Source organism: Flavihumibacter sp. CACIAM 22H1 (assembly GCF_001601815.1).
Classification (GTDB): Bacteria; Bacteroidota; Bacteroidia; order Chitinophagales; family Chitinophagaceae; genus Flavihumibacter.
The window spans coordinates 16,470-39,774 of record NZ_LUKG01000012.1 but is presented as its reverse complement, the minus strand read 5'-3'; the positions used below and the strand labels follow the sequence as shown (position 1 = coordinate 39,774).

The following is a 23,305-nucleotide window of genomic DNA, read 5'->3' as shown; positions in this document are numbered from 1 at the left end:
TAAAATTACATAAAAGTGCACTAAGCGGTTTTCTAATCCTATCCCCAGACCCTGGTGCCTTCCGAACAATTGGCGCAAATATCGATATTAGCCCGGCTTTTCAACAATCCGGATCGGAATTTCTGGTAAGTTGGGTCCTGCCAGATTTCATGGAAGGAGGCTTTTTTTAAATCGCCCAGCCGGTGTTGCGCATCTTTATCAAAGCAACAGGGTACCACCAGCCCGTCCCAGGTGATCACGGTTGCATGCCAGGCCCTCCAGCAATGATTGAGCAGCTGATTTTTAAAGGCATAATTCCCGTCCTTGTCTTTTTTGTAGCGGCTGTATTTTTCATTGGCAGGAATAAGTTGGTTGGGATCATTGGCGTAATCATACACCTGGGCAGTTTTGAGCCAGAGTGCATCCACGCCTATTTGTTTGGCTAATTGCCCTGCTTCTTCAAGCTGGTGTTCGTTGGGTTTTACTACCAAAAACTGGAATACTACAAAGGGTTTGCTACTGCCGAGTGTTTTTTTTGCTTGCACTATATTGCGCGCTCCTTCCAGTACTTTATCAAGTTTGCCGCCCACCCGGTACTGCTGGTACACTTCCTGGGTAGTGCCGTCAATGGATATGATCAGCCGATCGAGCCCGCTTTCTACAGTTTTTCGGGCATTGGCTTCCGTCAGGTAATGAGCATTGGTAGAGGTAGCTGTGTAAATACCTTTATCGGAAGCATATTTAACCATTTCCAGGAATGCAGGGTTAAGGTAGGGCTCTCCCTGGAAATAAAATACGAGGTAAAAAAGTTCTTTATAAAGCTGGTCAATGGTATTGCGAAAAAAATTGCTTTGCAGCATACCGGTAGGGCGCGTAAATGCGCGGAGGCCGCTGGGGCATTCCGGGCACCGGAGATTGCAGGATGTTGTGGGTTCAACGCTTATCGAAATCGGCACGCCCCATTGAATAGCTTTCCCACTGTACTTGCTTAGGTAATAACTACTCAATACCTTAACAGCATTCCACGCCCGGCGAAGGGTAAGCTTTCTGGCAAGGTTCAACGAATCTCGAAAATTAAACGGCATCCGTCAAAGATACAGCCCTTCACCCGACCTGTGCCACCGGTTGGGTGAAGGAAATACCTATTTTTGCGCGCGATGGCAAAGAAAAATCGACCCGGCCACCCGGACCGAAGTATTTATTGGCAATTCTGGCGATTGGTATCATCGGATTCCTGGGCTGGTGGTGGTTTGCCGGCTCAGCACCGGATTTTGAACATTATGACGATTTTGGCATTGAAATTCCTACCAATTTCCAGATTCATGGAATAGATGTATCGAAATACCAACAACGGATAAACTGGGAAGCCGTAAAAGCAATGCAGGCAAAAGAAGTAAAAATTGGCTTTGTTTTTATTAAAGCCACAGAAGGGCTGGGAAATATGGATCAGCAGTTTCGCAGAAATTGGGAAAATGCCGGTGAAGTAGGCATGCCAAGAGGGGCCTATCATTTTTTCCTGGCGCCCAAAAGCGGGGCAGAACAGGCGGAAAATTTTATTCGCCGGGTTGAGCTGCAAAAAGGAGATCTTCCGCCGGTACTGGATGTGGAACAGACCTACGGTGTCTCAGGGCCAAAATTGAGAGTAGGGGTAAAAGCTTTCCTGGATCGCCTGGAAGCCCACTATGGCGTTAAACCCATAATATATACCAACGTTGATTTTTACAACCGGCATTTAAAAGATGAGTTTGATGAATATCCTCTTTGGGTAGCACATTACCTGCAAAAAGACAGGCCGCGTATAGCACGTAACTGGGCTTTCTGGCAGTACAGTGAAACGGGCCGGGTAACCGGTATCAGGGGTAAAGTGGATTTTAATGTATTTAATGGCGATTCAACAGATTTTCGCGACCTATTGATAGAATAGTAGTTTTGATAAAACTGGTACTATGAGTGAAATGGAACAGGATGCCCGCGACCTTTTGTTTAAAACACTGATGACCTTGTCTGTAGGCGCCCTATGGATGTTGGTTAATATGGCTATCGGCTTGTATGCAGGCTGGTTTTTCTTCGAACACAGCCCTAAATTGGGTAATTATATCTGTTATGCATTTTTCCTGGGAAGCCTTGGATGGATGCTGCGTTATTTCTACAAACTCTGGACAAAAAAAGCCTAATACCTTCTTTTGCGCTGGGCGTGGTACTTGGCATTAATAATTTCAGCCATCGGTTTTTCGTAGACCTTACTTTCCACCCAGGAAATTATATCCAGGTAGGCAAAAGCCCGGGTTTCAAAACGGCTTTTTTCGAGATGTTTGATTTTATGCAGGAATTTTTCCAGTTCCGGTTTCATTTTGCGCGGCGAAACTCCAAAGGAATGACGAATGAAACGGAACATTTCTTCTTCCACCACCGTCAGGTTTTTCATTTTCGCCATAAAGCGATACACCGATTTTATCAGCGATTCAATGATTTCATCATTTCCCAGTTCATAGTGGGCCAGCATATGCATGAGCCGTGCATAACTTTGCAGGTCGATGCGTAAATCGGCTGAAGTGTCGTTGATGATTTTCTGTAAAAAATCGATACAGGTATTATAATCACCGCTGCCAAAGTAAAGAGTGGCCAGTTTATAATTGAAGACGACGATCCGGTGCGGATCAACATACAGCGCATATTCGTCCAGGTTGGCAATAACTGTGTCTACCAGTTTTAAACCTTCCCGGAAGGTGCCGGTCATGAGGTGCCAGTTCAGTTTAGCACTGTTGATATAGATACTGGTATGGATTCGGAAATTATCGTGTTGTTCTGCAATGGCGGTATGCGAAAATGCCTCAAATTCTTTGAGTACTTTTTCAAAAAGCTGAAAATTCCTAAGGTCGAAATGTGCATTCAGCAGGTTGTGCATGCCCTTAATATAATGCCCTATCTCAACTTTTTTCATCACTTCGTTTTCATCGAAGAGATCCAGCCATTTTTGCGCATACCGGTAATACATCAGAAAATCCTGGCGTATAAAGGCATACCAGGTATAGCTCTGGTATAAATAAAGACGCTCATAAAAATCGGTTAGCTGAAACGCATCGGCCGGCAATTGCTCTTTAAAGAACTCGCGAATGCCGGTTTCGTCTTTTTCATTTCTTGCATGCCCGTGTTTGGTATACCAGCCATACAGCCGTAGCGCCAGGTTCGATAAACGGGTTACCCGGTCTATATGACTGCTGATTTCCAGTGCTTCCTGGGTTAGCTTTTCTGTTTTTTCCTGAATGCTACGGGTAATATGGAGGGTTTCGATTTTTTTCTCCAGTGAAATTACCTGTGCCAGGTAGTTAAATTTTCCATTGGCTTTGGCTATTTCCCGCGCTCTTTCCAGGATTTTAAGCGCCTGGTGTTTTAATCCCTTATTGTATAAGATACGGGCGTTGTCGAGCTGCTCGGAAAGTTGAAGCTCCAGCGTATCCGTACTTTTCAGATCTCTTAAACTGGCCAGTAATTGTTTATAAAGATGGGTTTTGGTATTATTCAGCTGCGGTTTCTGGATAGAAGGCAGTTTTTTCAGCAATAACCGCTCGTCGTATTCGGTAAGTTTATCCAGTGCATCGAATAATTCCACGATTTTCAGGTCTTCTTTTGCCGAACTGCGCTTGATATATAGTTTAAAATGCCTTTTTTCTGCCTTGTGAAGAGATTTTATTAATTGAAAAAGAGAGTCGGTAGATCGGTTGGACATCATTAACTATTTTTCTGCAAATCCTTGATGGATAAGGGTTTACCTGCAAAAATATCCTTTTTGGAGTAATAAACCGGTTCAAATTATGATTTTTGGGAAGAAAATTCCCGCGCTACTTTTACATCATCAAACGGGACAAAAGAAAACGACCCGGCTTCACATCGGAAAGCAAAATAAATGAGAAGCAATCGTTAGAGGAAAATGGCAAGCAATCGTTAGAAGCAAAGCATCGTAGAGGTCGTTTATCCCGAATCCTGCAAAGGAACAAAAGAAGATTCGAAGATTTTTTTATATGGCAAGCAATCGTTAGAGGTCGACTGTGTCTACAGTGGACCTTCTTTTTTTTATTGCGGTGTGAAAATAGGGGTACTGTTTCATATTACAAAGGATTTGGTTAAAATTTTTTAACATTCGGTTAATCTATCCCCGCTTCCCGCCATTTATCCCGCCCACTACAACCTTATATAATTTTTCTCCCCGACATCGAATTTTTAGGCATATTGTAGCTCTAAATAGTTTTCATGAGAAAAATCGCTTTCCTGATTCCGGCTGCTATGCTGTTGGCAGCAGGGTCATTTGCACAAAAAAAAGGGAAAAAAAATCCCGAGCCGGCAGTTGCTGATACTACCAAAAAAGCAGCTCCCACACCTCCGGCAAAACCTTCCGTAAAGGACAAGACCAAATCAAGTAAAAAACACGAAGGGTTGTTTACCCTGTACCAGGATACTGCTACAGGGTCTGTTCAGCTCTATATCCGCAAAGATCAGTTGGGGAAGGAATACCTCTACCAGAGTTTTTCCATGGGCGGGCCTACCGAACTTTTTCTTCACCAGAATATGATCCGGGCTACATTCCCTTTCAAAGTGGAAAAGTCATTTGATAAGCTGGAGTTCAAACAAATGAACACCAATTTCTATTACGATAAAAACAACGCTGTTAGCAAAGCGGCAAATGTGGACGTGAGTGATGCGGTTATTATTGCTGAAAAAGTGGTAGTGGAAGATAGCCTGGGTTACCTGATTGCCGGTGACGGTTTATTACTGGGCGATAAGCTCGACCCGGTTAAACCTATGCTGCCTCCCGGGTTGCCTCCTGGCCTCGTTTTTAACCTGGGTGGACTGAATCCTGGTAAGTCAAAATATGGAATTGTTCGTTCTTTCCCCAATAATACCGACGTACTGGTTGAACTGGCGTACGATAATCCCATGCCCTTTAATGGTGGTGGAAAAGATATTACCGATGCCCGTTATGTGCGGGTGAAACTGCAGCACTCCTTCCTCGAATTGCCGCAGAATGATTTCCGCGCTCGCCGCGATGATCCAAGGGTGGGTTATTTCGGAAGTGAAATAGATGATCTTACCTCTTTATCTCCCACGCCTTATAAAGACATCATCAGCCGGTGGAACCTGGTAAAAAAGGATCCAAATGCCGCTATCAGCGAGCCTGTTGAACCAATTGTTTGGTGGATTGAAAATACCACACCGGTTGAACTGCGTCCGATCATTAAAGAAGCCGGTGAAAAATGGAACGAGGCGTTTGAAGCGGCTGGTTTCAAAAATGCCGTAATAATGAAAATTATGCCGGATGATGCGGACTGGGATCCGGCCGATATCCGGTACAACGTAATTCGCTGGGTAAGCTCGGCCAACCCGCCTTATGGTGCTATCGGACCAAGCTTTACCAATCCGCGTACCGGACAGATTCTGGGTGCAGATATTACCGTGGAATGGAGATCCGGAGCTGGTGCCGTAGTACAGGACGACCTGTTTAATGCAGGTGTAGGCACAGCAGTTAGTTTGCCTTGGGAAAATCCTGAAGCAGCCATCGAAGCAGCTACCAATAAACCATTTGCAGTGCATGGTATGAAACAGCACCTGAATTGTTCAATTGCCCAGGAACTCGGCATGCAGTTCCAGGCAGGTATAGCAACCATTGCCACGTTAGATGATGAAGAGCGTCAAACTGCAGAGGTTCGTGAATTACACAAACAATTCCTGTATTACCTGATTCTGCATGAAATGGGGCATACCCTTGGTTTGAACCATAATATGAAGGCCAGCCAGATGCTGAGCCCTACGGAAGTGCATGATCTGTCTATCACCCGTAAAATTGGTTTGCAGGGTTCTGTTATGGATTACCCTTCCTTGAATGTAAACAGCAACCGCGCTAAACAGGGAGATTATTATACCACCAAGGTAGGACCCTACGATATCTGGGCTATCCAATATGGATATACACCCTTTACTGCGGCGGAAGAAGAAACTGAACTGAGAAAAATCCTGTCTCGTAGTACAGATCCCCAACTGACGTTTGGGAATGATGCCGACGATATGAGAGCGCCAGGTAAAGCCATTGATCCCCGTGTAATGGTAAATGATATGAGTAATGATATGGTGGCATATGCGGAAGATCGGCTGAAACTGGTGAACACAATGTTGCCGAAACTGCAGGCCCGTTTTGTAAAGCCCGATCAGAGCTATGCAGAACTTCGTACCCGTTATTATCAGTTGATGGGACAACGGGCACAAATGCTGAATTCCGTAAGCCGTTATATTGGTGGTGTATACGTGGACCGCAGTTTCCCCGGACAAAAAACCAATACGAAACCATTTACACCGGTGCCCGTTGCTTATCAAAAGAAAGCAATGGCCCTGTTAAATACCTATCTGTTTGCTCCCAATGCCTTTGCAGCGGATGCACCGTTGTTTCCTTACCTGCAGATGCAACGCCGCGGTTTTGGTTTCTTTAATGGAACAGAAGACATTAAGCCACAAAATACCTTTGCTGGTCTTCAGCTGAATACACTGGCGCATATACTGCACCCTGTTACACTTTCCCGTATCAATAACAGTGGACTGTATGGTAATACTTACAGCGTGGCAGAGGTAATGAGTGATTTATCCAAGTCTATTTTCCAGGCCGATCTGAACGGTTCAGTAAATCTTTACCGCCAGAACCTGCAAACCGAGTTTGTAAAAGGCGCTGCTGCCATTGTTGAGGCAAAAGCCGGGTACGACAATGCGTCAAAAGCCGCCGCTTTACATACACTTAAAAAAGTGAAAGCATTGCTTGCCGGAGCTACCAGCCCCGATGAGCAAACCAGGGCCCACCGTGCAAACCTGGTATTCCTGATCGATAAAGCGATTTCTGTTAAGTGATTTTTATGGAAGAACTGCAATGCGGCCCGGTGAACCCGGGCCGCATTTTTATTAATAGTAAACACTTAGATGTGGCGCTTGGAACCTCGTGTCAACGTCCATTCGTCGAAAAAACCAGCAGGAACAAGGGTTTTCAAACACTAAAGCAGGTAGGCGGCCGTTAGGAGCATAGAAAATCCCTACCCATGAAACGTATAATGGCGGTTCTGGCCCTTGCCAGTATTGGTTTTGGCTCCTGCGAAAAAATTGATAAACTAACCCAGTTTACAGTAACTGATAGAACAGAATTAAAAATTGAGGCCGGTGCTGCCACCCTGCTTCCCTATGATGTTTATACACCACCTATTTATTCTGAAGCAAGCCGCGAACTAACCATGAACAATTCCAAGGCCGACATGCTGGAATCAGTAACCTTACAGGAATTCAGGATGGTCATCAGCGTACCGGTAGGGCGTAGCTGGGATTTTTTAAAAGATATTGAAGTATTTATAGATGCCGACCAGTTACCTGAAAAAAGAATTGCTTTCGAAAAAGATATTACCGACCATATCAACGGGGTATTATTGCTAAAATCAGATAATGTACAACTGGCAGATTATCTCAAAAAAGGCACCTATATCATTAAAACCAGGTTAACTACTGATAAAATTATTACGGAAGATCTGAACGTCAGTATCACCACAAAATATGCAGTAGATGCGAAAGTCCTGGGTTTATAACCCGGGACTTTTTTTTCTGCCCTTCCAGAACTGGTAAAGCAGTGCCAGTAACAGTATGCCAATTCCGGTTGCAGAAACACCGGCCAGCAAAGGCTGATCACCCTGTTTAAAATAAATTCCGTACAAAGCCCAGGTAATTACCAGGGGGTAAGCCAGGTCCTTACGGCTGAAAAGCAGGAACAGGCCAAGTAATACAGCCACCACCATCATAATTGCTGCCCAGCTAACCGGAGATAAAAATCCGCCTTCCCACCCCATTGAAACCAGTAGAGCAGTTGTATTGGCAATGGTTGCCACACTGATCCAGCCCAGGTAAACACTAAACGGAACCTGCAGCAAAAAATAAGCAGTGCGGGACAGCGAATTATTTTTTTCACCAAGCTTTCGATAGATGCCAATAAGCGTCAGCAAAAAAAGAAGCATTACCAACAGGGATAGTTCTATTTGCAGGTAATGCCATAAAAATATCCAGCTGCAATTGATAAGGCAGGTTAATAAAAAAAGGATCAGCAGGCCAGGTAGCAGTTCCTTTACCGTTGACTGCTGTTGGTTTGAAAATGAAAACCAAAGCGCATAACCGCAAAAGCAAAGCAGCAATAAATAAATAACCGACCAGATGCTAAACGTAAAGCCTGCTGGCACAAAATAATTTGGATACAGATCGGAGATGGCCCCGGTACTCATTTGATTAATGGGTAATAATACGGCCATTGTATTAACGACCAATACGGCTACCATAGCAAGAAGTGCGGCAATGGATCGGGTTTTAAGTGGAGCAGACATGCTGTTAGAATTAATTGGTTCGCTATTGCAACAACCAGACCGGCATCTGGTTGATTTTTAGTTTCCAAAATTTTGGTTAGATTTCAGGATAAACCCAAACCATGTCTCCAAGGGATTATATTCTGCCTTATTATACCCTCGTACATCATCTGCAGCAGTCCATGGGAGCCAACCGGGAGGAATTAATGGTTGCTTTACAGGCCGCCGGGGCAGACCTTAGTTTGCGCAGCTTCCAGCGATTACTGGAATCTCTTCGGGCCGACCTGGGTATTCAAATTTCTTATGATGCCGGCTCCAATAAATACGTACTGGATGAAATGCCGGGGGTGCAATTGGGGAATTTTTTCCGCTATTGTAAGTGGATGCTGGAAGCAGGGTTTGTGCTGGACCGCTTAAAAACGCGTGCAGACGAATCCAGTGCTGTATTTATAAGCCCGGCAGATGGTACAGCCGGCGCGGAATGGTTGCAGGTATTGGCAAAGGGCATTGAAACAGGGCATTTATTGAAAATTACCGTGCAACAAAACAAAGGAGAAGACAATAAATCCTATACTCTTTTGCCGGTGGCCATAAAAAAAGAGGAAGAGGAGTGGATATTGTTGGCCTGGCAACCCAAAAAAGAAAAATGGCGCCAGATTACCATGGGCAGAATCCTTGAATTACAGGAAAAAGCACCTGGAACAGATTTAATACCCCCTCAGTTGAAAGAAGCGCTGCGGTTATTCCGGTCGTCCGAAAAATCCGGTAAAAAATAAAATAGCGCCTGTTGCCGGTGAATTTAGAGGCAGCATCGGATGAAATGCAGGATAATTTCCTAACCCGAATGGTTGAATTTCGTTAGCTAATCCCTGAATATGAATATCGGCCGTCTTTTATACCTGCTTGGAATTTCACTTGCAGTTGCCAGTTGCACCGGAATTTCTAAAGTTGCCCCACCCCAACCTTATGGGGTATTACCAACGGAGCGTCAATTGCATTGGCAGGAATTGGAATCCTATGTGCTGATCCATTTTACGCCAACTACATTTGAAAATAAGGAATGGGGTTATGGAGATGCCGATCCGTCTATTTTCAACCCTTCTGCATTTGATGCCAGCCAAATTGTAAAAGCTGCGGCGGCCGGCGGCTTCAAGGGACTTATTCTCGTTGCCAAGCACCATGATGGTTTTGCCCTGTGGCCAACCAAAACCACCAGCTATTCGATCAGTAAGAGTCCCTGGAAAAACGGGCAGGGTGATATGGTTAAGGAATTTGAAACAGCTACCCGTAAAATGGGGCTGCAGTTTGGTGTGTATTGCTCACCCTGGGACCGTAATTTTCCTGCTTACGGATCCTATGACTATGTAAAGGCTTATCGGGAACAACTTCGTGAATTATATACCAATTACGGTAACCTGTTTATCACCTGGTTCGACGGGGCCAATGGCGGAGACGGCTATTATGGCGGTGCCCGGGAAAAAAGAAACATCGATCGAACCTCCTATTACGGATGGGATAGCACCTGGCAAATGGTACGAGACCTCCAGCCTGGTGCGGTCATCTTCAATGATATGGGAGATGTTCGTTGGGTGGGAAATGAAGAGGGACATGCAGCTGAAACTTCCTGGGCCACCTTTACCCCACAGCCATTAGACGGTAAAACAGTTGCGGCACCCGGGGAGCTCAAATACTGGCTTTCCCCGGAAGGAACTCGTAATGGCGAATTCTGGAAACCTGCTGAGTGCGATGTGCCGCTTCGCCCGGGTTGGTTTTATCACCCTGAACAGGATCATCGGGTTAAAACCCCTGCGCAGCTTTTTGACCTGTATTTCAAGAGCGTGGGAAGAGGTGCCGGACTGGACCTGGGGTTATCTCCCGATACCCGGGGATTATTACATGATAATGATGTGGAGTCGTTAACAAAATTCGGCCAGTTGCTGAAAGCCTGTTTTGCCGAAAATCTTGCCAGCAAGGCCAAGGTAACGGCCAGCAATATTCGTGGAAACTCAGCGGATCAATTCGGGCCAAAGCAATTGCTTGATGAGGACCGCTATTCTTACTGGGCTACGGACGACAGTGTTACCAGGGCGGATGTTCAACTTCAATGGGAAAAACCGGTAACCTTCAATATTGTCCGGATTCGGGAAAATATTAAACTGGGGCAACGGGTTGAACGCATAGCACTGGATGTAAAAGCGGATGGGAACTGGAAAGAAGTAGCCACCGCTACCAGCATTGGTGCAAATCGCCTTATCCGCCTTCCCGAATTTATCAGTACAACAGCCATAAGGATCCGGGTAGTGGAATCGCCGGTTGCGCTGGCACTGAGCGAAATTGCGGTTTTTAAAGAGCCGGATCAGCTACCGCCGGTTTCCTATGAAAGAAAAGCCGTTCCGGGAGCCTTCAGTAAAAAAAGCTGGAAGCTGGTAGCCGTTTCTGCAGAAAGTAAACTACCGGAAGGGGCCGCCCTGCATGCATTTGATAATGATCCTTCCACTATCTGGCATACCTGGAACAGTGAAAAAGATATGAAGGCCGCTCCCCAGGAAATAACAATTGATATGGGAAGCTTGCAAACCGTTAAAGGCTTTACTTATCTGCCAAGGGTTGGCGGCTCCTGGGGAGTAGTAGGGCAATACGAATGGCAGGTTAGCAGCGACGGAAAAAGCTGGAAATCAGTAGCTTCCGGCGAATTTGCGAATATCAAAGCCAACCCTATTGAACAGGTCATATCCCTTCCCGCTCCGGTAAGTTGCCGATATTTCCGCTTTATCGGGAAATCGAGCGTTGAAGACAATTATATTTCCGCGGCAGAACTGGGCGCATTTTAAAATTTACCGGCTGGTTGCTACCGGGTGCGTTCAGCGGATTGTTAAAACTTCGGTAAAGGCTTGAAGTATGGTATGAAAAAAATCGGAGCGCTTCATCTTATCCGAAAACCACCATCATGCCAACACGCTTATTAAGAACCAGCCTCCTGGCAGGAGGGCTGTTCGTCTGCTCCGGAATTATTTATACCGCTATCAGTAAAAACAAGCCCCGGGGCGATAATAAGCCCCAGGTCCAGGTTTTGCCGCTTGCCAGCGATCCGTTACCACCGCATCCTACCAGAAAAATACAGGTGGCTATTTTGCTGGATGTGAGTAATAGTATGGACGGATTGATTGCGCAGGCAAAAGCACAACTCTGGAATATGGTCAGCATTTTAGGAAAATCGAGCTGCGATGGCTATACCCCAAAAATTGAAATTGCCTTATACGAGTACGGACGTTCTTCCAATAAACCATCGGCAGGATATGTAGAACAGATTACCCCGTTTACTACTGACCTCGACGAAGTTTCTCGCCAGTTATTCCGGCTTTCTACCCTGGGAGGGGATGAATATTGCGGACAGGTTATGTATTCTTCCCTGAATGAACTGAAATGGGAAGATGGGCCGGATCATTATAAAGTAATTTTTATTGCCGGAAATGAAGATTTTTTACAAGGCAACCTGCCCTTTACCAAAGCCTGTACATTGGCTAAACAAAAGAAAGTGGTCGTAAACACGATTTATTGTGGCGACCGCCTGCAGGGAATGCAGGAGCACTGGAACCTGGGAGCAGAATGCGGCAATGGAAGCTTTACCCATATCAATTCGGATGCAGCCATTGACATGGTGGCCACGCCCTATGACGACCGGTTGTTTGAACTTAACAAACAGCTCAATACTACCTATGTCGGATACGGCTCACTCGGCCGGGAAAGCAAGGCTAAACAGGAAGAAGCAGATGCGCAGAATTATTCAATGAGTAAGGAAGTGGCCGCCGACAGGGTTGCTGTAAAAGGAAAAAAGTCCCTTTACAAAAATACACAGTGGGACCTGGTAGATGCCCAGGAAGCCGATCCGCAGTTTTATAATAAAGTAAACAAAGAAACGCTGCCGGAATCCATCAGAAATAAGTCAAGAGCTGAACTTAAGACCTATATAGAGGAACAAACTGCCAAACGCAATCAGATCCGGAAAGAATTGGAGGCAGTTCAGGCAGACCGGGAAAAATTTATTGCGGCTGAAAAAATCAAAAAAACCGGTCAATCCGATCAGACGCTGGCTACAGAAATCGAAAAAATTATCCGCAACCAGGCACGCAGAACCGGTATCCAAATCCAATAACCATTTCTATGTAACTTGCAGGCTTGCCGCTGGAATACCTGAACGTCTAAACCAGGGCAGTACGAATTTGATGAAGCAAGAATACCTGAACGGATTGAACGAGCAGCAGCGGGAAGCTGTGTTACATAAAGATGGCCCCCTGATGATTGTAGCGGGGGCCGGAAGCGGAAAGACCAAAGTGCTGACTACCCGGATAGCGCACCTGATGGCGCATCACCGCATTGATGCCTTTAATATCCTGGCACTAACTTTTACCAATAAGGCGGCCAAGGAAATGAAAGAACGGATTGAAAAAATCCTGGGCAATGCCGACGCAAGGAATCTTTATGTGGGTACATTCCACTCGGTATTTGCCCGGATTTTACGAAGTGAAGCACATCACCTCGGGTATCCTAATTCCTTTACTATCTATGATACCGATGATGCCAAAAGCGTGGTAAAAACAGTCATCAACGAATTGAACCTCGACGATAAACTCTATAAACCCAATATTGTTTATAACAGGATCAGTTCTGCAAAAAATGCATTGGTCGGCCCGGGTGAATATGCACAGGACTATTATATTCAACAGGAAGATAACCGTTCCAACAGGCCGGCAATTGCGCAGATTTATGCGGCTTATGCAAAACGCTGTTTCAAAAACGGGGCAATGGATTTCGATGACCTGCTGATAAAAATGTATGAGTTATTGAAAAATTTTCCTGAATCACTTTATAAATACCAGCATAAGTTTAAGTATATCCTGATCGATGAGTACCAGGATACCAATCCTGCACAATACGAAATTATCAAACTCCTGGGTGCGGCTTTTGAAAACGTATGCGTGGTGGGAGACGACGCCCAGTCTATTTATTCCTTCCGCGGAGCAACCATTCAAAATATCCTGCAATTCCAGAAAGATTATGATGATGTAAAAGTTATTAAGCTGGAACAGAATTACCGCAGTACCAAAAGCATTCTGAATGTTGCCAACGAGGTGATCAACAACAATAAGGGCCAGATTCCGAAAGAGCTGTGGACAGAGAACGGCGATGGAGAAAAAATTCGGCTGGTTCGAACCATGAGCGACAATGAAGAGGGAAAGTTTGTGGCCGATACCATCCAGGAACAAAAGCTCCGAAACCATTTCAGCAACCGTGATTTTGCCATCCTGTACCGCACCAATGCGCAAAGCCGTGCCTTTGAAGAAAGCCTGCGCAGAATGGGGATTGCTTACACCATGTATGGCGGTGTTAGTTTTTATGCGCGTAAGGAAATAAAGGATTTTGTTGCTTACCTGCGCCTGATCGTAAATAGCCGTGATGAAGAGGCACTGAAACGTATCATCAATTATCCCGTGCGGGGAATTGGCAAAACCACTATAGATAAAATAATGGTAATTGCCAATACCAACAATATTACCATGTGGGAAGTACTGGAAAATGCCGCGCAAGCGGGTTTTAAAGCGGGTACCCTGGAAGCCATTGAACAATTTGTTACAATGATCAAAGGATGCCAAACCATGCTTGCTGTAAAAAATGCCTATGATGTTGCATTTCATGTAGGTAAACAGGCCAATATTGTGAAAGAACTGTTCAATGATAAAACAGTGGAAGGTCTGCAGCGGTATGAAAACGTACAGGAATTATTGAACTCTATCAAGGAGTTTACAGAAACCCCCAGCAATGAAGAAGGTGAGGTGGGAGATAAAGGACTGGCGGCCTACTTGCAACAAATCACTTTGCTAACCGATGCGGATGAAAAAGACCCCAATGCCGATACGGTTAAATTAATGACCATTCATGCCGCCAAGGGGCTTGAATTTCCGGTTGTGTTTGCGGCTGGGTTGGAAGAAATGCTTTTCCCCAATGCCATGAGCATTAATACCCGGGAAGAGCTTGAAGAAGAACGCCGCTTGTTTTATGTGGTAATTACCCGCGCTAAGCAAAAACTCTGGATCACCTATGCCAATACCCGGTATAAATTCGGGCAATTACAACAGAATGAACCCAGCCGGTTTATTGATGAAATTCCCCAGCAATACCTGGATCGCAGTTTTGCGGGAGGAGGAATCCGTAATCAGGGAGCAGGTTTTGCACAAGGCAGTGCATTTGATCGGATGAGAGGATATGGCGCCAGTGAGCAGGCAGAAAAACTCTATGGCCCCCCACCTGCAAAAAGAAAAGATACTGTGCCGGCTTATGTACCACCGAAAACTACCCCTAAAGTGGTGGAACATGTTCCTTCTGCAGATTTTGTACCCAGTGATACTACCCATTTGCAGGCAGGCCAGCAAGTAGAACACCAGAAGTTCGGCTTCGGAAAAGTAGTAAAAATGGAGGGAAGCGCTCACAACCCTATCGCTACCGTTCAGTTCGAAAATAACGGCGAGAAGAAAATCATGCTGAACTATGCGAAACTTCGAATTATAGAATAAGGATCAGATGCATTTACTGCACCGCGCAACTACTGAGGTTCTGCATTTTGCCAATGCCCGGGCGGAGGCAGCACTGGCCTTATCTTTTCCGCTAATTACGGTAATGGATCCGGTAGCAGCCGGTTGAATGGGCTGTAAAATAGCGCGGGCAGCCAGGCCGGCCGTCAGCACCAGTAATACACCGAGTAAATAGAATAATTTCATACAATAGGTTTATGGGCGCAAAGTTAGCGAGGGGACTGGTTGCCTCCTAGCATTTTGTTAATGAACTGTTGTTTTTACCGGATGAATGGTAGCATTTTTTAATAGTCATAGGTATATCGGATCGCTGGCTTGTCCTGGCCGTTGATTTCAAGGTACTGCACCTTTTCGCTGGGAAACCCGTCGGGCCTGTATGTATAGGTTATATGAAGCACTTGTTTTACAGAACCATCGGGCAATAACTCTTTGATTCTTTTGGGGTTGTTCTTATGAAGTATCAGCCCGGGAAGAAATTGTCCCCATACATGATCCGGTATCGGGTTCCAGTGAGTGTCATAGGCTTCAAAAATAGTAGAGGAAATCAGTTCGAATTGGTTCGTGCCGGTTCTCTTGTGTTGGTTCACTATTTTGATCAGGTTGCCGTTGGGATCGTATTGGTAAAGGGCACGCACCTCGCTAATTTGTTCGGGCTGCATAATTGTTTCGGTTATTTCCGTCAACTGGTTTTTATTGTTATAGGTATAGGTATGGGTAGCAAACCTGTTTCCATTGGGGTAATAAAAACCGGCTGTTGAAATACGATAGCCTTCATAACTGAATACCACTTTAGTGCCTCCATTATTAATGCCTTCTTTGATTTTGCCGTTCACAAATTCATAATTGAGGGTATAGGTTTTTATAACAGGCCCGTCTGGTGAATAAATCCAGGTTGATTTATAGGAACTAACCTGGTTTTGCTGGTTATAGGTATAGATCATATGGTCGTCTGGTCCGGAGGCAAGTTTTTTGACGCGCTTGTAAACTACTGGTTCAGGTAAGGGATTAATTGCGTCATCTCCGTTTTTCCTGCAGCTGCCTATAATCAGTGAAATGATCAGTAATAAAAAGGTGGCGGTGGAATACTTTTTCATATTTAAGGTTTAATGAAACTGTATAGCTGACAGGATATTGATTTATGAACGCATCCATTTTGGATAAACGGTCAGATTACCGATGTAGTCGGGCGCATTTGTGAAAATTGAAATTTTCCGCTTGTTGCATGCAACGAAAAAGGCGGTGCAGGGTTCAGTTCATTAACCTTAACCATTAACTTATCCAAATGAAATGTATTCTTTACCTGCAGTTGTTGGTGTTGCTGGCAGCTTGTAGCAAATCCGGAACAGTGCCAATGCCGCCTGCAGAAACAAAGCCTGTAGCGGGCATGGTTCGTTTCAGTGTTTTTGCCGACCCCGATCTTCGCCCAACAAGACCAGCCGCCGCTGAGGCAGGTATCCGGTTATCTATTATGCAATCTTCCTTCTCCGGCATTCTTCCGGAAATGGTATGGGATACATTGCTGCCCCTTCGCCAGATTGCCGGTTTCCCGGGGCCCGATGAACCTATCCTGATTCATAAAAAACTGGTATTTGACCCAGGTAAAAAACATGTTATTTACCTCACTGCCCATAAAATGTACAGGATACGGCAGGAAATAAAAGTGGAAGAAATTTCAAAGGGAGTAGCAGATTTGAGCAATTTGCTGGTGCTGAAAATTGGCCTCTGAGCCAGCTTGCTTGGTTAAAATTCCCGGCTCTTGCCCCTTGCTAAAGAAATGGATGTTTCCGTATTTCAGCGTACCTTCAGGCTGAAATCTAAACATGAACTGTAGCGAGAGATTTTTACTTAATTTTTTCCTTCTTTTATTTCTACCCATAGCCGGAATAGCCCAGTCGAACCTGGCGGAGGCGAATGCTTTGTTGGATGCAGAGCAGATCCAATACCGTAATTTTCTGAATCAGTTCAAGGGAGAAGAAGGAATAAGGATCAGGCTTCGGGAATTTGCGTATTATACCACCGATAGTTTACAGGCTGCTTTCTCTGAAAGAAAAGAAGAGAAGCCGCATGACCGCCTTAACAGCATTATTAGTTTGCGGTATTTTCTTCAAACGCTAAGGGGTAGCCTGGTGCAGAACCAGTACGATGTATATGATGTTCCGTATGTATTAGAGAAATTTCCCCAAATAGCGCATAATATAGTAAACGGAGAATCACTGCAGGAGATTATGGCCGGATTTGGCGCCAAGCGAACGCAGCTGATGGCAGATGCTTTTCGCCTTTACCCGGTAGGAAAGCGGTTGCAGCAACTGGCAGACGTTAGGCGGGTGGCGGTAAGCCTGGAGAACCTGATTTCATTCCTGGAAAAAAGGCCCGCATTCCCTTATATGGATACGGCCCTGGTATACATCGCAGAAAGATCTCCATTAGCAATTGTTCAATACATCAATCAGCAGACAACACCACTGGCTGACCATATACGTAATTCAAGCAACCCTTTATTGCGTGAGTTGGTAACTATTGCGGGTAACAGAAATGTTGGGGAACTGGCACATTTTGCCACCGGTCTTATAAATGGAAAATATACAGTGGATGAATTGTTGTTATTGCGTAGCTCCAATGTAAATGGGTACTATCAAAAACTGGTGGACGATATTCAGGAAATCCGGAAGAACCGGCACCCTGGTTCCTCCCTGGGCATGCAACCGGCTCTACGAACTGCACTTCATGACAAAGCTATGGCATTTTATATTAAGCCGATCAATGATTTACACGAGAGCGGAAATACAACCCGGTTTGCCAGTATTCAACCGCTTCGCAATATTGATCTGTATTATTTGATCACCACCGGCGAAGATGAATTGTATACCTCCAGTTTCCTGGGTATTTACAAACAACTAATGCTGCAGTTGCCTGCGGGAAGAGCCGATAGTTTGTTTGAATACGTTGCATTTGACCAGTTCCGGAAATTTATCCGTATTTGTTCCCACTATAATGTGCTGGCTGATTTTTTGTCGAATATGCCGGAAGAAGAGCGCAAAAATCTCTTATCCCGTTTTGTATCTGGTATTGAGTCGGGCATGGAAAGCGGCATAGAGGAAGCCATGGATGTAGCCGATGCATTTATCAGCTTGTCGTCTGATTCACTGGCAAATGAAGTAGTAGGCGATTTGCTGGAAAAAAATCTGCAGCGTTGCAGGGCTACAGATAATTTTTACGGAATCAGGTTGTACAGCATACTCGGACAGATTTATCAGGTAGCAAATCATGCAGAATCAAGACAAGAATTGTTTTCCCGGCTTGGTAATTATGAGTTGCTGCCTGTTAAATCAATTGTTGGAGTAGATAATATTATACACCAACTAGTGCTGTTTTATGGAGATGAAGACGGCAAAGCCAGTTATGCCAATTTTTTAAGTTTATTCAAAGACAGTTCTGTTTGGATGATTTCCAAAATGCCCAAATGGGTAGAGATCTGTTCCAAAAATTCGGTTCAGCCCGTACATATTTATGCCAATCTTCCACTCGACCATACCTTTCGGGAAGATGAAAAAGCCCAGCAGCAACTGCTAAGTTATCTTTCCAACCAGCAAATAAGGCCAGGCGTAATTATACACCGGGGGCATAGTTATCACCTGCCTACAACGCTTAGTTACCTGCAGTCTTATATGAAATTGGCCATTTTGGGCTCCTGCGGCGGGTATAAAAATTTATTAACCGTTGCAGGGAAAAGTCCGAATGCGCAGATTGTTGCTACCAAACAAATCGGTTCTAAACTGATTAATGACCCCATGATCCAGGAGTTAAATGCCCTTTTCCTGCAGGAACAGGATATTTTTTGGCCCGAGCTTTGGAACAGGTTAGCGGAGCAATTCAATAAATCAGAAGCTACTAAAAACCTGTTTTCGGAGTATGTGCCTCCTTACCGGAACCTGAGCCTATTTGTAATTCGCCTGTTTAATGAAGACGCCGCGGTGTTATAACGCCTTTTTCAAGGCTTCAACAACAGCTTTTGTATTGCCAATAAAAATTTCTTTTCCTACTATAGCAACCGGTCGCTTTAGAAAAGTATATTCTTCCAGTATTAAACGGCGATAATCAGCTTCCTGTAATGTTTTTTCATGTAATCCCATGCTGCGGAACTTAAGTGCTCTTCTACTGAACAAGGCTTCATAACTACCGGCAAGTTGTTTCATTTCATCCAGTTGCTCTGGGGTAATAGCAACCGTTTTAATATCCTGCAGCACCGTTTTTTTCTTAGCGGCATCGACTTCTTTCACTATTTTCTGACAGGTATCGCAGTTGGCGAGGTGGTAAATTTTTTTCATAGTTTTCAACTGGCAAAATAACAGTAACTGCGGCAATTTTGTTGAATGCCGGAGCTTTTCTACCTTTCCTTAAATTCCTTCATATGAAAATCTGGATCAGCCTTTTATTGGTTTTTTCTGCAGTTCAGGTAGTTGCACAGCAAAAAGATGAGCTGGCTATCCGCAAATTATTAACGGATCAGCAGGCTGCCTGGAACAGGGGCGATATTGAAGCTTTTATGAAAGGGTACTGGCAATCCGACTCACTTTTGTTCATTGGTTCAAAAGGGGTTACGTATGGTTATTCCAATACCTACCAGCGGTATAAGAATACCTATGATAGTCCGGCTAAAATGGGTCAGCTAAAATTTGAGTTTCTGCATTTTTTACCGCTCTGTTCCGATACCTGGATGATCGTTGGAAAATGGCAGCTTACCCGAAGCGCAGGAGATGTTGGCGGGCATTATACGCTGATCTTTAAAAAAATAGCCGGAGAATGGGTTATTGTTTCGGATCATACCAGTTGATTTAGCCACCTGCACGTACCCGGTTTTGCTCCTCGCTGCTGCTGCCGGAACGTTTTCTGCTTTCTCCTAACTGTTTACCAAATCGCCAGTTGAAGCTAAGGGTAGCTACCCTGGAATCGCGGCTTTGATTAAATCGTTCGCGAACCTGCTGGTAACGGATATCCCCCTTTATAGGTTGTGTAAAGAAGATGTCGCGTATGTTTAGTCGAATGTTTGCCTTGCCTTTTAGTACCTGTTTTCCGATGCCGGCCGATACCTGTCCAAATCCATAGATCAGAAATTGAGCATCCCTGTTTTTTGCTTCATAAAAACCCGACAATTCAGCCGACCAGCCTTTTTTGAAAGTGAATTGATTATTGATATTTCCATTTCCACTAAATGTTTCGCTATTGAAGTCCTGGTTACTGCCCGATCCGGTAACTTTTCGGAAGATGCCGGTGCCGGAGATACTGGCTGACCACCACCCGGTTGGTTTCCATTGGGCAGTAAGGGTAAGATTCAGGTTTTTCATTGTAGCAAGATTGCCTTCTGTTAGTATGGTAACCCGCCCCTCCGTTTTAAACAATTGTGAAAAATATTGTTTGGTACTAGCATATTCCAGTGAACTGCTCAGCCATCCTTTATAGGTATGCGATAACTGCATATTCCAGGTGAACTGCGGTTGGATATATGGATTTCCTACCTGGTAAGTGTATTCGTTAATAAAAAACAGGAAGGGGTTGAGTTGCTGATAAGCCGGCCGATCAATTCTTCTCCCTGCCTGCAGCGTAAGGGTATGATTTGAGTCCAGCTCATGGGTGAGATAAAGGGTGGGGAATAAATTTGCATATTTTCTGCTGAAGCTGGAGTCGTTTTTTTCAGGGTTTCCCAATTGTTTGCCTTTGTACTGTGTATGTTCAAATCGTACACCACCCTGAGCCGACCAGGCGCCTATTTTTTTTGTGCTGTTTACGTAAGCTGCATAGATCGATTCTTCGTAGAGAAACTGATTGGTTTTACCATAGTCAGGCGTCCAGTTAGTACCATTGGAGTTATAATAATTGGCCTTGTTATTAGTTTGAACAAGGCTTGTTTTAAGGCCTGCTTCCATCTTCCAGTTGGTGAAAAGGGTAGTGGTATAGTCTGATTTAGCGGTGTATATGCGGATGGTGGCCGGTAGATCACCCTTCAGGTACCCGTCGCTCACAACTGCCTGGTTGGCCAGGGTTATGGTATTGTGAAACAGTTGACGATTGGTCATATCGTACTGCATATAGTCAAGATCGGCGGTAAGCTCAGTGGTTGTATTAATAAGCCGACGGAAATTGAGGTTAAGCATCCCGTTTAGCCATTTATTGGAATTGTTACTGGTAGTTTGGACAATAGAATCCACTACTTTGTCAGCGTTCATCAGGTAACCGGTACTACTGCTTTTGTATTTCCTGGGAGAAATAAATCCGGAGCTACTGATACCCAGGGTGGTTTTTTTACTGAGATAGTAATCAAGGCCTAGTTTTAGGGTATTGTTTAGCCCGGTTATGCGCATAAAACTAGGCTGATCGAAAAAGCCGGTATAGGGTTGGCTTTCCGCACCCAGGTAACTTCTCCTGATAAACAGCTGGTTGAAATTTTTATTGGCATGCTGGCTGTAGCTCAGGAAGAGATTAATTTTTTCGTTCCGGTAATTAAGTTGGAGGCCATTACTTGTTTTGGCATAAACGCCCTGGCCAATAGACAGGTTGAGGCTGCCATTCCATCCCCGTTGTTTATTTTTTTTGGTTTTGATATTAATTATTCCGGAATTGCCCGCAGCATCATATTTAGCCGGAGGGTTGGTCATGATCTCAATTTGATCCAGTTGATTTGCCATCATCGTATTCAACAGGTTTACCAGGTCTGGCCCTGCCAGGTAACTTGGTTTTCCGTCAACCAATACCAGAACACCGGCCCTTCCTTTAAGGCTGATATTTCCGTCCCTGTCTACGGTTATACCAGGCGATTTTTCCAGTACTTCGAGCGCAGTAGCGCCTGCACTGGAAAGGATAGCATCTACATTTACAAGCGTTTTATCGGGTCTTACCTCAATCATTCGTTTGGTAGCGCTGATGGTTACCGCCTGCAATTCTGAATTGTTTTTTACCAGGGTTAAAATGCCAAAATCCTGTACGGGCTTTGTTTGATCCAGGCTAAATTCAGCTGAATTAAAACTAATATGCCCTATGGCTGAAACACGCAACAGGTATTGACCATAGGCAAGCTGGTTTATTTCAAACCGACCCTCTTTTCCCGCAATAGCAAGTTTTACGAGCGAGGAATCGCCGGGTTTTAGGAGGCTAATGGTGGCTCCTTCCAATGCCGTACCTACAACGCTGCCCTTTTCCTGTGCACCTAGTTCATTAAATCCTGCCAGCAGCAGCAGGCAACTGATGAAAAAAAGTTTCATGCAATCCAATTGAACTACAAAGCTTCCCTGGGCCGGTGGCATAAAAAATTGAAATGGGATAACGGGTCGAAAATTCCTGCCAATGCATGAGCGGTGAAAATCAGGTATAAAAGGAAGGGAGGGGGATTTTATAATAAAAAGGCAGCCAGCTGTAATAATTGAACGTAAACGGTTACTTATATGCTGATAGTTGACGGTAGATTTGCGCATCTATAGGTAAGTATGAAGGAGGAATTGTTTTTATCGGAGATAAAAGCCAACCAGGGTATTATTTATAAAATAGTATCCCTCTACGCTGCAGACCCGGAAGAGAAAAAAGATCTCTACCAGGAAATTCTGTTGCAATGCTGGAAGGGCTGGTCCTCTTTTCGGGGAGAGGCGAAATTCAGTACCTGGTTGTACAGGATTAGCCTCAATACGGTGTTAACCAGTATCCGCAAGAAAACCCTGGTTGTTTACCAGGATGAAGTGCCGGATCAGGAAGGAGTAGATCCCGTACAGTTTGAGCAGGAGGATTCTAAAGCCTTGCATACAGCCATCCGGCAATTGACGGATGCTGACCGCGCTATTGTTTTATTACACCTGGAAGGTTATTCCAATTCAGAAATAGCGGAATGGATGGGGATTTCAGCGAATGGACTTGCTGTTAAACTCTACCGTATCCGTCAGCGATTATCCACTTTATTAAATGTTCCTGATCATGAATGAACAACAAAAATGGCAGGATTGGAAACCGGAAGACGAAGACCTGGATAAGCTTTTGTTACCCGGACGAATTCAACAGTTTCAACCACAGCATCCACTTTTGAAATTGAAAAAGGGATTGCAGATGAATATAATTTCTGGACTTGTTATCCTGGTATTTTATTTGGCTATTTTATGGCTGTTTCCATACTGGCAAATAAGCCTGGCTATGTTAATTACCATCTCTTTTACGGTGTATGTATTATGGACAGCCTGGAAATTATACAGGTCTATTCAATCGACGGTTTCTGCCACCCGGCCGGTATTACAGGAATTGAAGCAACATTTAGGGGAAATTACCAAATGGGGCCGGGTGCAACAGCAACTCGGGTTATTCGTATACCCCTTTGCAGCAGCTGGCGGGTATCTTTGTGGT

20 protein-coding genes are annotated in these 23,305 nt (G+C 44.7%); 13 read left to right on the top strand and 7 right to left on the bottom strand.

All coding sequences use genetic code 11. From position 1 onward, the window contains the following. Positions 1-38: 38 nt before the first annotated feature. Positions 39-1,064 (bottom strand): SPASM domain-containing protein, encoded by a 1,026-nt coding sequence (locus A1D16_RS05705; RefSeq protein ID WP_290708321.1) that lies wholly within the window; start codon positions 1,062-1,064, stop codon positions 39-41. Between the two features lie 44 nt (positions 1,065-1,108). Between A1D16_RS05705 and A1D16_RS05700 the strand changes: the two genes are divergently transcribed. Then, positions 1,109-1,903 carry a glycoside hydrolase family 25 protein gene (locus A1D16_RS05700; RefSeq protein WP_290708320.1) on the top strand — a complete coding sequence of 265 codons (795 nt, stop codon included), beginning with the start codon at positions 1,109-1,111 and terminating at the stop codon, positions 1,901-1,903. A gap of 22 nt (positions 1,904-1,925) precedes the next feature. Next, positions 1,926-2,153 carry a hypothetical protein gene (locus A1D16_RS05695; protein ID WP_290708319.1) on the top strand — a complete coding sequence of 76 codons (228 nt, stop codon included), beginning with the start codon at positions 1,926-1,928 and terminating at the stop codon, positions 2,151-2,153. Here A1D16_RS05695 and A1D16_RS05690 read toward each other — a convergent pair. Next, on the bottom strand, positions 2,150-3,709 hold the full coding sequence (locus tag A1D16_RS05690) for a hypothetical protein (RefSeq protein ID WP_290708318.1): 1,560 nt from the start codon (positions 3,707-3,709) through the stop codon (positions 2,150-2,152). The two genes, A1D16_RS05695 and A1D16_RS05690, sit on opposite strands and share 4 nt — an antisense overlap. Before the next feature lie 518 nt (positions 3,710-4,227). Here A1D16_RS05690 and A1D16_RS05685 point away from each other — a divergent pair. Together A1D16_RS05685 and A1D16_RS05680 are read left to right on the top strand one after the other, a co-directional pair. Continuing rightward, positions 4,228-6,864 carry a zinc-dependent metalloprotease gene (locus tag A1D16_RS05685; RefSeq protein WP_290708317.1) on the top strand — a complete coding sequence of 879 codons (2,637 nt, stop codon included), beginning with the start codon at positions 4,228-4,230 and terminating at the stop codon, positions 6,862-6,864. 185 nt (positions 6,865-7,049) lie between these two features. After that, positions 7,050-7,583, top strand: coding sequence for a hypothetical protein (locus tag A1D16_RS05680; protein ID WP_290708316.1), 534 nt, complete (start codon positions 7,050-7,052; stop codon positions 7,581-7,583). Here A1D16_RS05680 and A1D16_RS05675 read toward each other — a convergent pair. Then, the gene (locus tag A1D16_RS05675) at positions 7,578-8,366 is read right to left on the bottom strand and encodes a hypothetical protein (protein WP_290708315.1); all 789 of its coding nucleotides are present in this window, start codon (positions 8,364-8,366) and stop codon (positions 7,578-7,580) included. The two genes, A1D16_RS05680 and A1D16_RS05675, sit on opposite strands and share 6 nt — an antisense overlap. A 101-nt stretch (positions 8,367-8,467) precedes the next feature. Here A1D16_RS05675 and A1D16_RS05670 point away from each other — a divergent pair, with 101 nt between their 5' ends. The 4 genes from A1D16_RS05670 to A1D16_RS05655 all read left to right on the top strand — a co-directional run bounded on the left by A1D16_RS05670 (position 8,468) and on the right by A1D16_RS05655 (position 14,914). Continuing rightward, positions 8,468-9,121 carry a WYL domain-containing protein gene (locus A1D16_RS05670; protein WP_290708314.1) on the top strand — a complete coding sequence of 218 codons (654 nt, stop codon included), beginning with the start codon at positions 8,468-8,470 and terminating at the stop codon, positions 9,119-9,121. A gap of 99 nt (positions 9,122-9,220) precedes the next feature. Beyond that, positions 9,221-11,176 (top strand): alpha-L-fucosidase, encoded by a 1,956-nt coding sequence (locus A1D16_RS05665; RefSeq protein ID WP_290708313.1) that lies wholly within the window; start codon positions 9,221-9,223, stop codon positions 11,174-11,176. A gap of 116 nt (positions 11,177-11,292) precedes the next feature. Then, positions 11,293-12,498: a vWA domain-containing protein gene (locus A1D16_RS05660; protein ID WP_290708312.1), complete on the top strand. Its 1,206-nt coding sequence runs from the start codon at positions 11,293-11,295 to the stop codon at positions 12,496-12,498. A gap of 70 nt (positions 12,499-12,568) precedes the next feature. Further along, positions 12,569-14,914, top strand: coding sequence for a UvrD-helicase domain-containing protein (locus A1D16_RS05655; protein WP_290708351.1), 2,346 nt, complete (start codon positions 12,569-12,571; stop codon positions 14,912-14,914). A gap of 3 nt (positions 14,915-14,917) precedes the next feature. Here the strand turns inward: A1D16_RS05655 and A1D16_RS05650 are convergent, their stop codons facing one another. After that, complete coding sequence (locus tag A1D16_RS05650) at positions 14,918-15,118, bottom strand: hypothetical protein (RefSeq protein WP_290708311.1); 201 nt, start codon at positions 15,116-15,118, stop codon at positions 14,918-14,920. Between the two features lie 98 nt (positions 15,119-15,216). Next, positions 15,217-16,026: a hypothetical protein gene (locus A1D16_RS05645; protein WP_290708310.1), complete on the bottom strand. Its 810-nt coding sequence runs from the start codon at positions 16,024-16,026 to the stop codon at positions 15,217-15,219. 188 nt (positions 16,027-16,214) lie between these two features. On the opposite strand from A1D16_RS05645, the gene A1D16_RS05640 reads away from it, so the two are divergent. After that, the gene (locus A1D16_RS05640; protein ID WP_290708309.1) at positions 16,215-16,658 is read left to right on the top strand and encodes a hypothetical protein; all 444 of its coding nucleotides are present in this window, start codon (positions 16,215-16,217) and stop codon (positions 16,656-16,658) included. 94 nt (positions 16,659-16,752) lie between these two features. Then, positions 16,753-18,912, top strand: a complete 2,160-nt coding sequence (locus A1D16_RS05635) for a hypothetical protein (RefSeq protein WP_290708308.1) — start codon at positions 16,753-16,755, stop codon at positions 18,910-18,912. Here the strand turns inward: A1D16_RS05635 and A1D16_RS05630 are convergent. After that, positions 18,907-19,257, bottom strand: a complete 351-nt coding sequence (locus A1D16_RS05630; protein ID WP_290708307.1) for an ArsC/Spx/MgsR family protein — start codon at positions 19,255-19,257, stop codon at positions 18,907-18,909. The genes A1D16_RS05635 and A1D16_RS05630 overlap by 6 nt on opposite strands. Positions 19,258-19,340: 83 nt before the next feature. Here A1D16_RS05630 and A1D16_RS05625 point away from each other — a divergent pair, with 83 nt between their 5' ends. Then, positions 19,341-19,763: a nuclear transport factor 2 family protein gene (locus A1D16_RS05625; protein WP_290708306.1), complete on the top strand. Its 423-nt coding sequence runs from the start codon at positions 19,341-19,343 to the stop codon at positions 19,761-19,763. Position 19,764: 1 nt separating this feature from the next. On the opposite strand, the gene A1D16_RS05620 is transcribed toward A1D16_RS05625, so the two are convergent. Beyond that, positions 19,765-22,185 carry a TonB-dependent receptor gene (locus A1D16_RS05620; RefSeq protein WP_290708305.1) on the bottom strand — a complete coding sequence of 807 codons (2,421 nt, stop codon included), beginning with the start codon at positions 22,183-22,185 and terminating at the stop codon, positions 19,765-19,767. A gap of 222 nt (positions 22,186-22,407) precedes the next feature. Here A1D16_RS05620 and A1D16_RS05615 point away from each other — a divergent pair, with 222 nt between their 5' ends. Then, positions 22,408-22,893 (top strand): sigma-70 family RNA polymerase sigma factor, encoded by a 486-nt coding sequence (locus A1D16_RS05615; protein ID WP_290708303.1) that lies wholly within the window; start codon positions 22,408-22,410, stop codon positions 22,891-22,893. Then, positions 22,886-23,305: hypothetical protein (locus A1D16_RS05610; RefSeq protein WP_290708302.1), on the top strand; the 420-nt coding region annotated here is incomplete at its 3' end. The genes A1D16_RS05615 and A1D16_RS05610, both read left to right, overlap by 8 nt.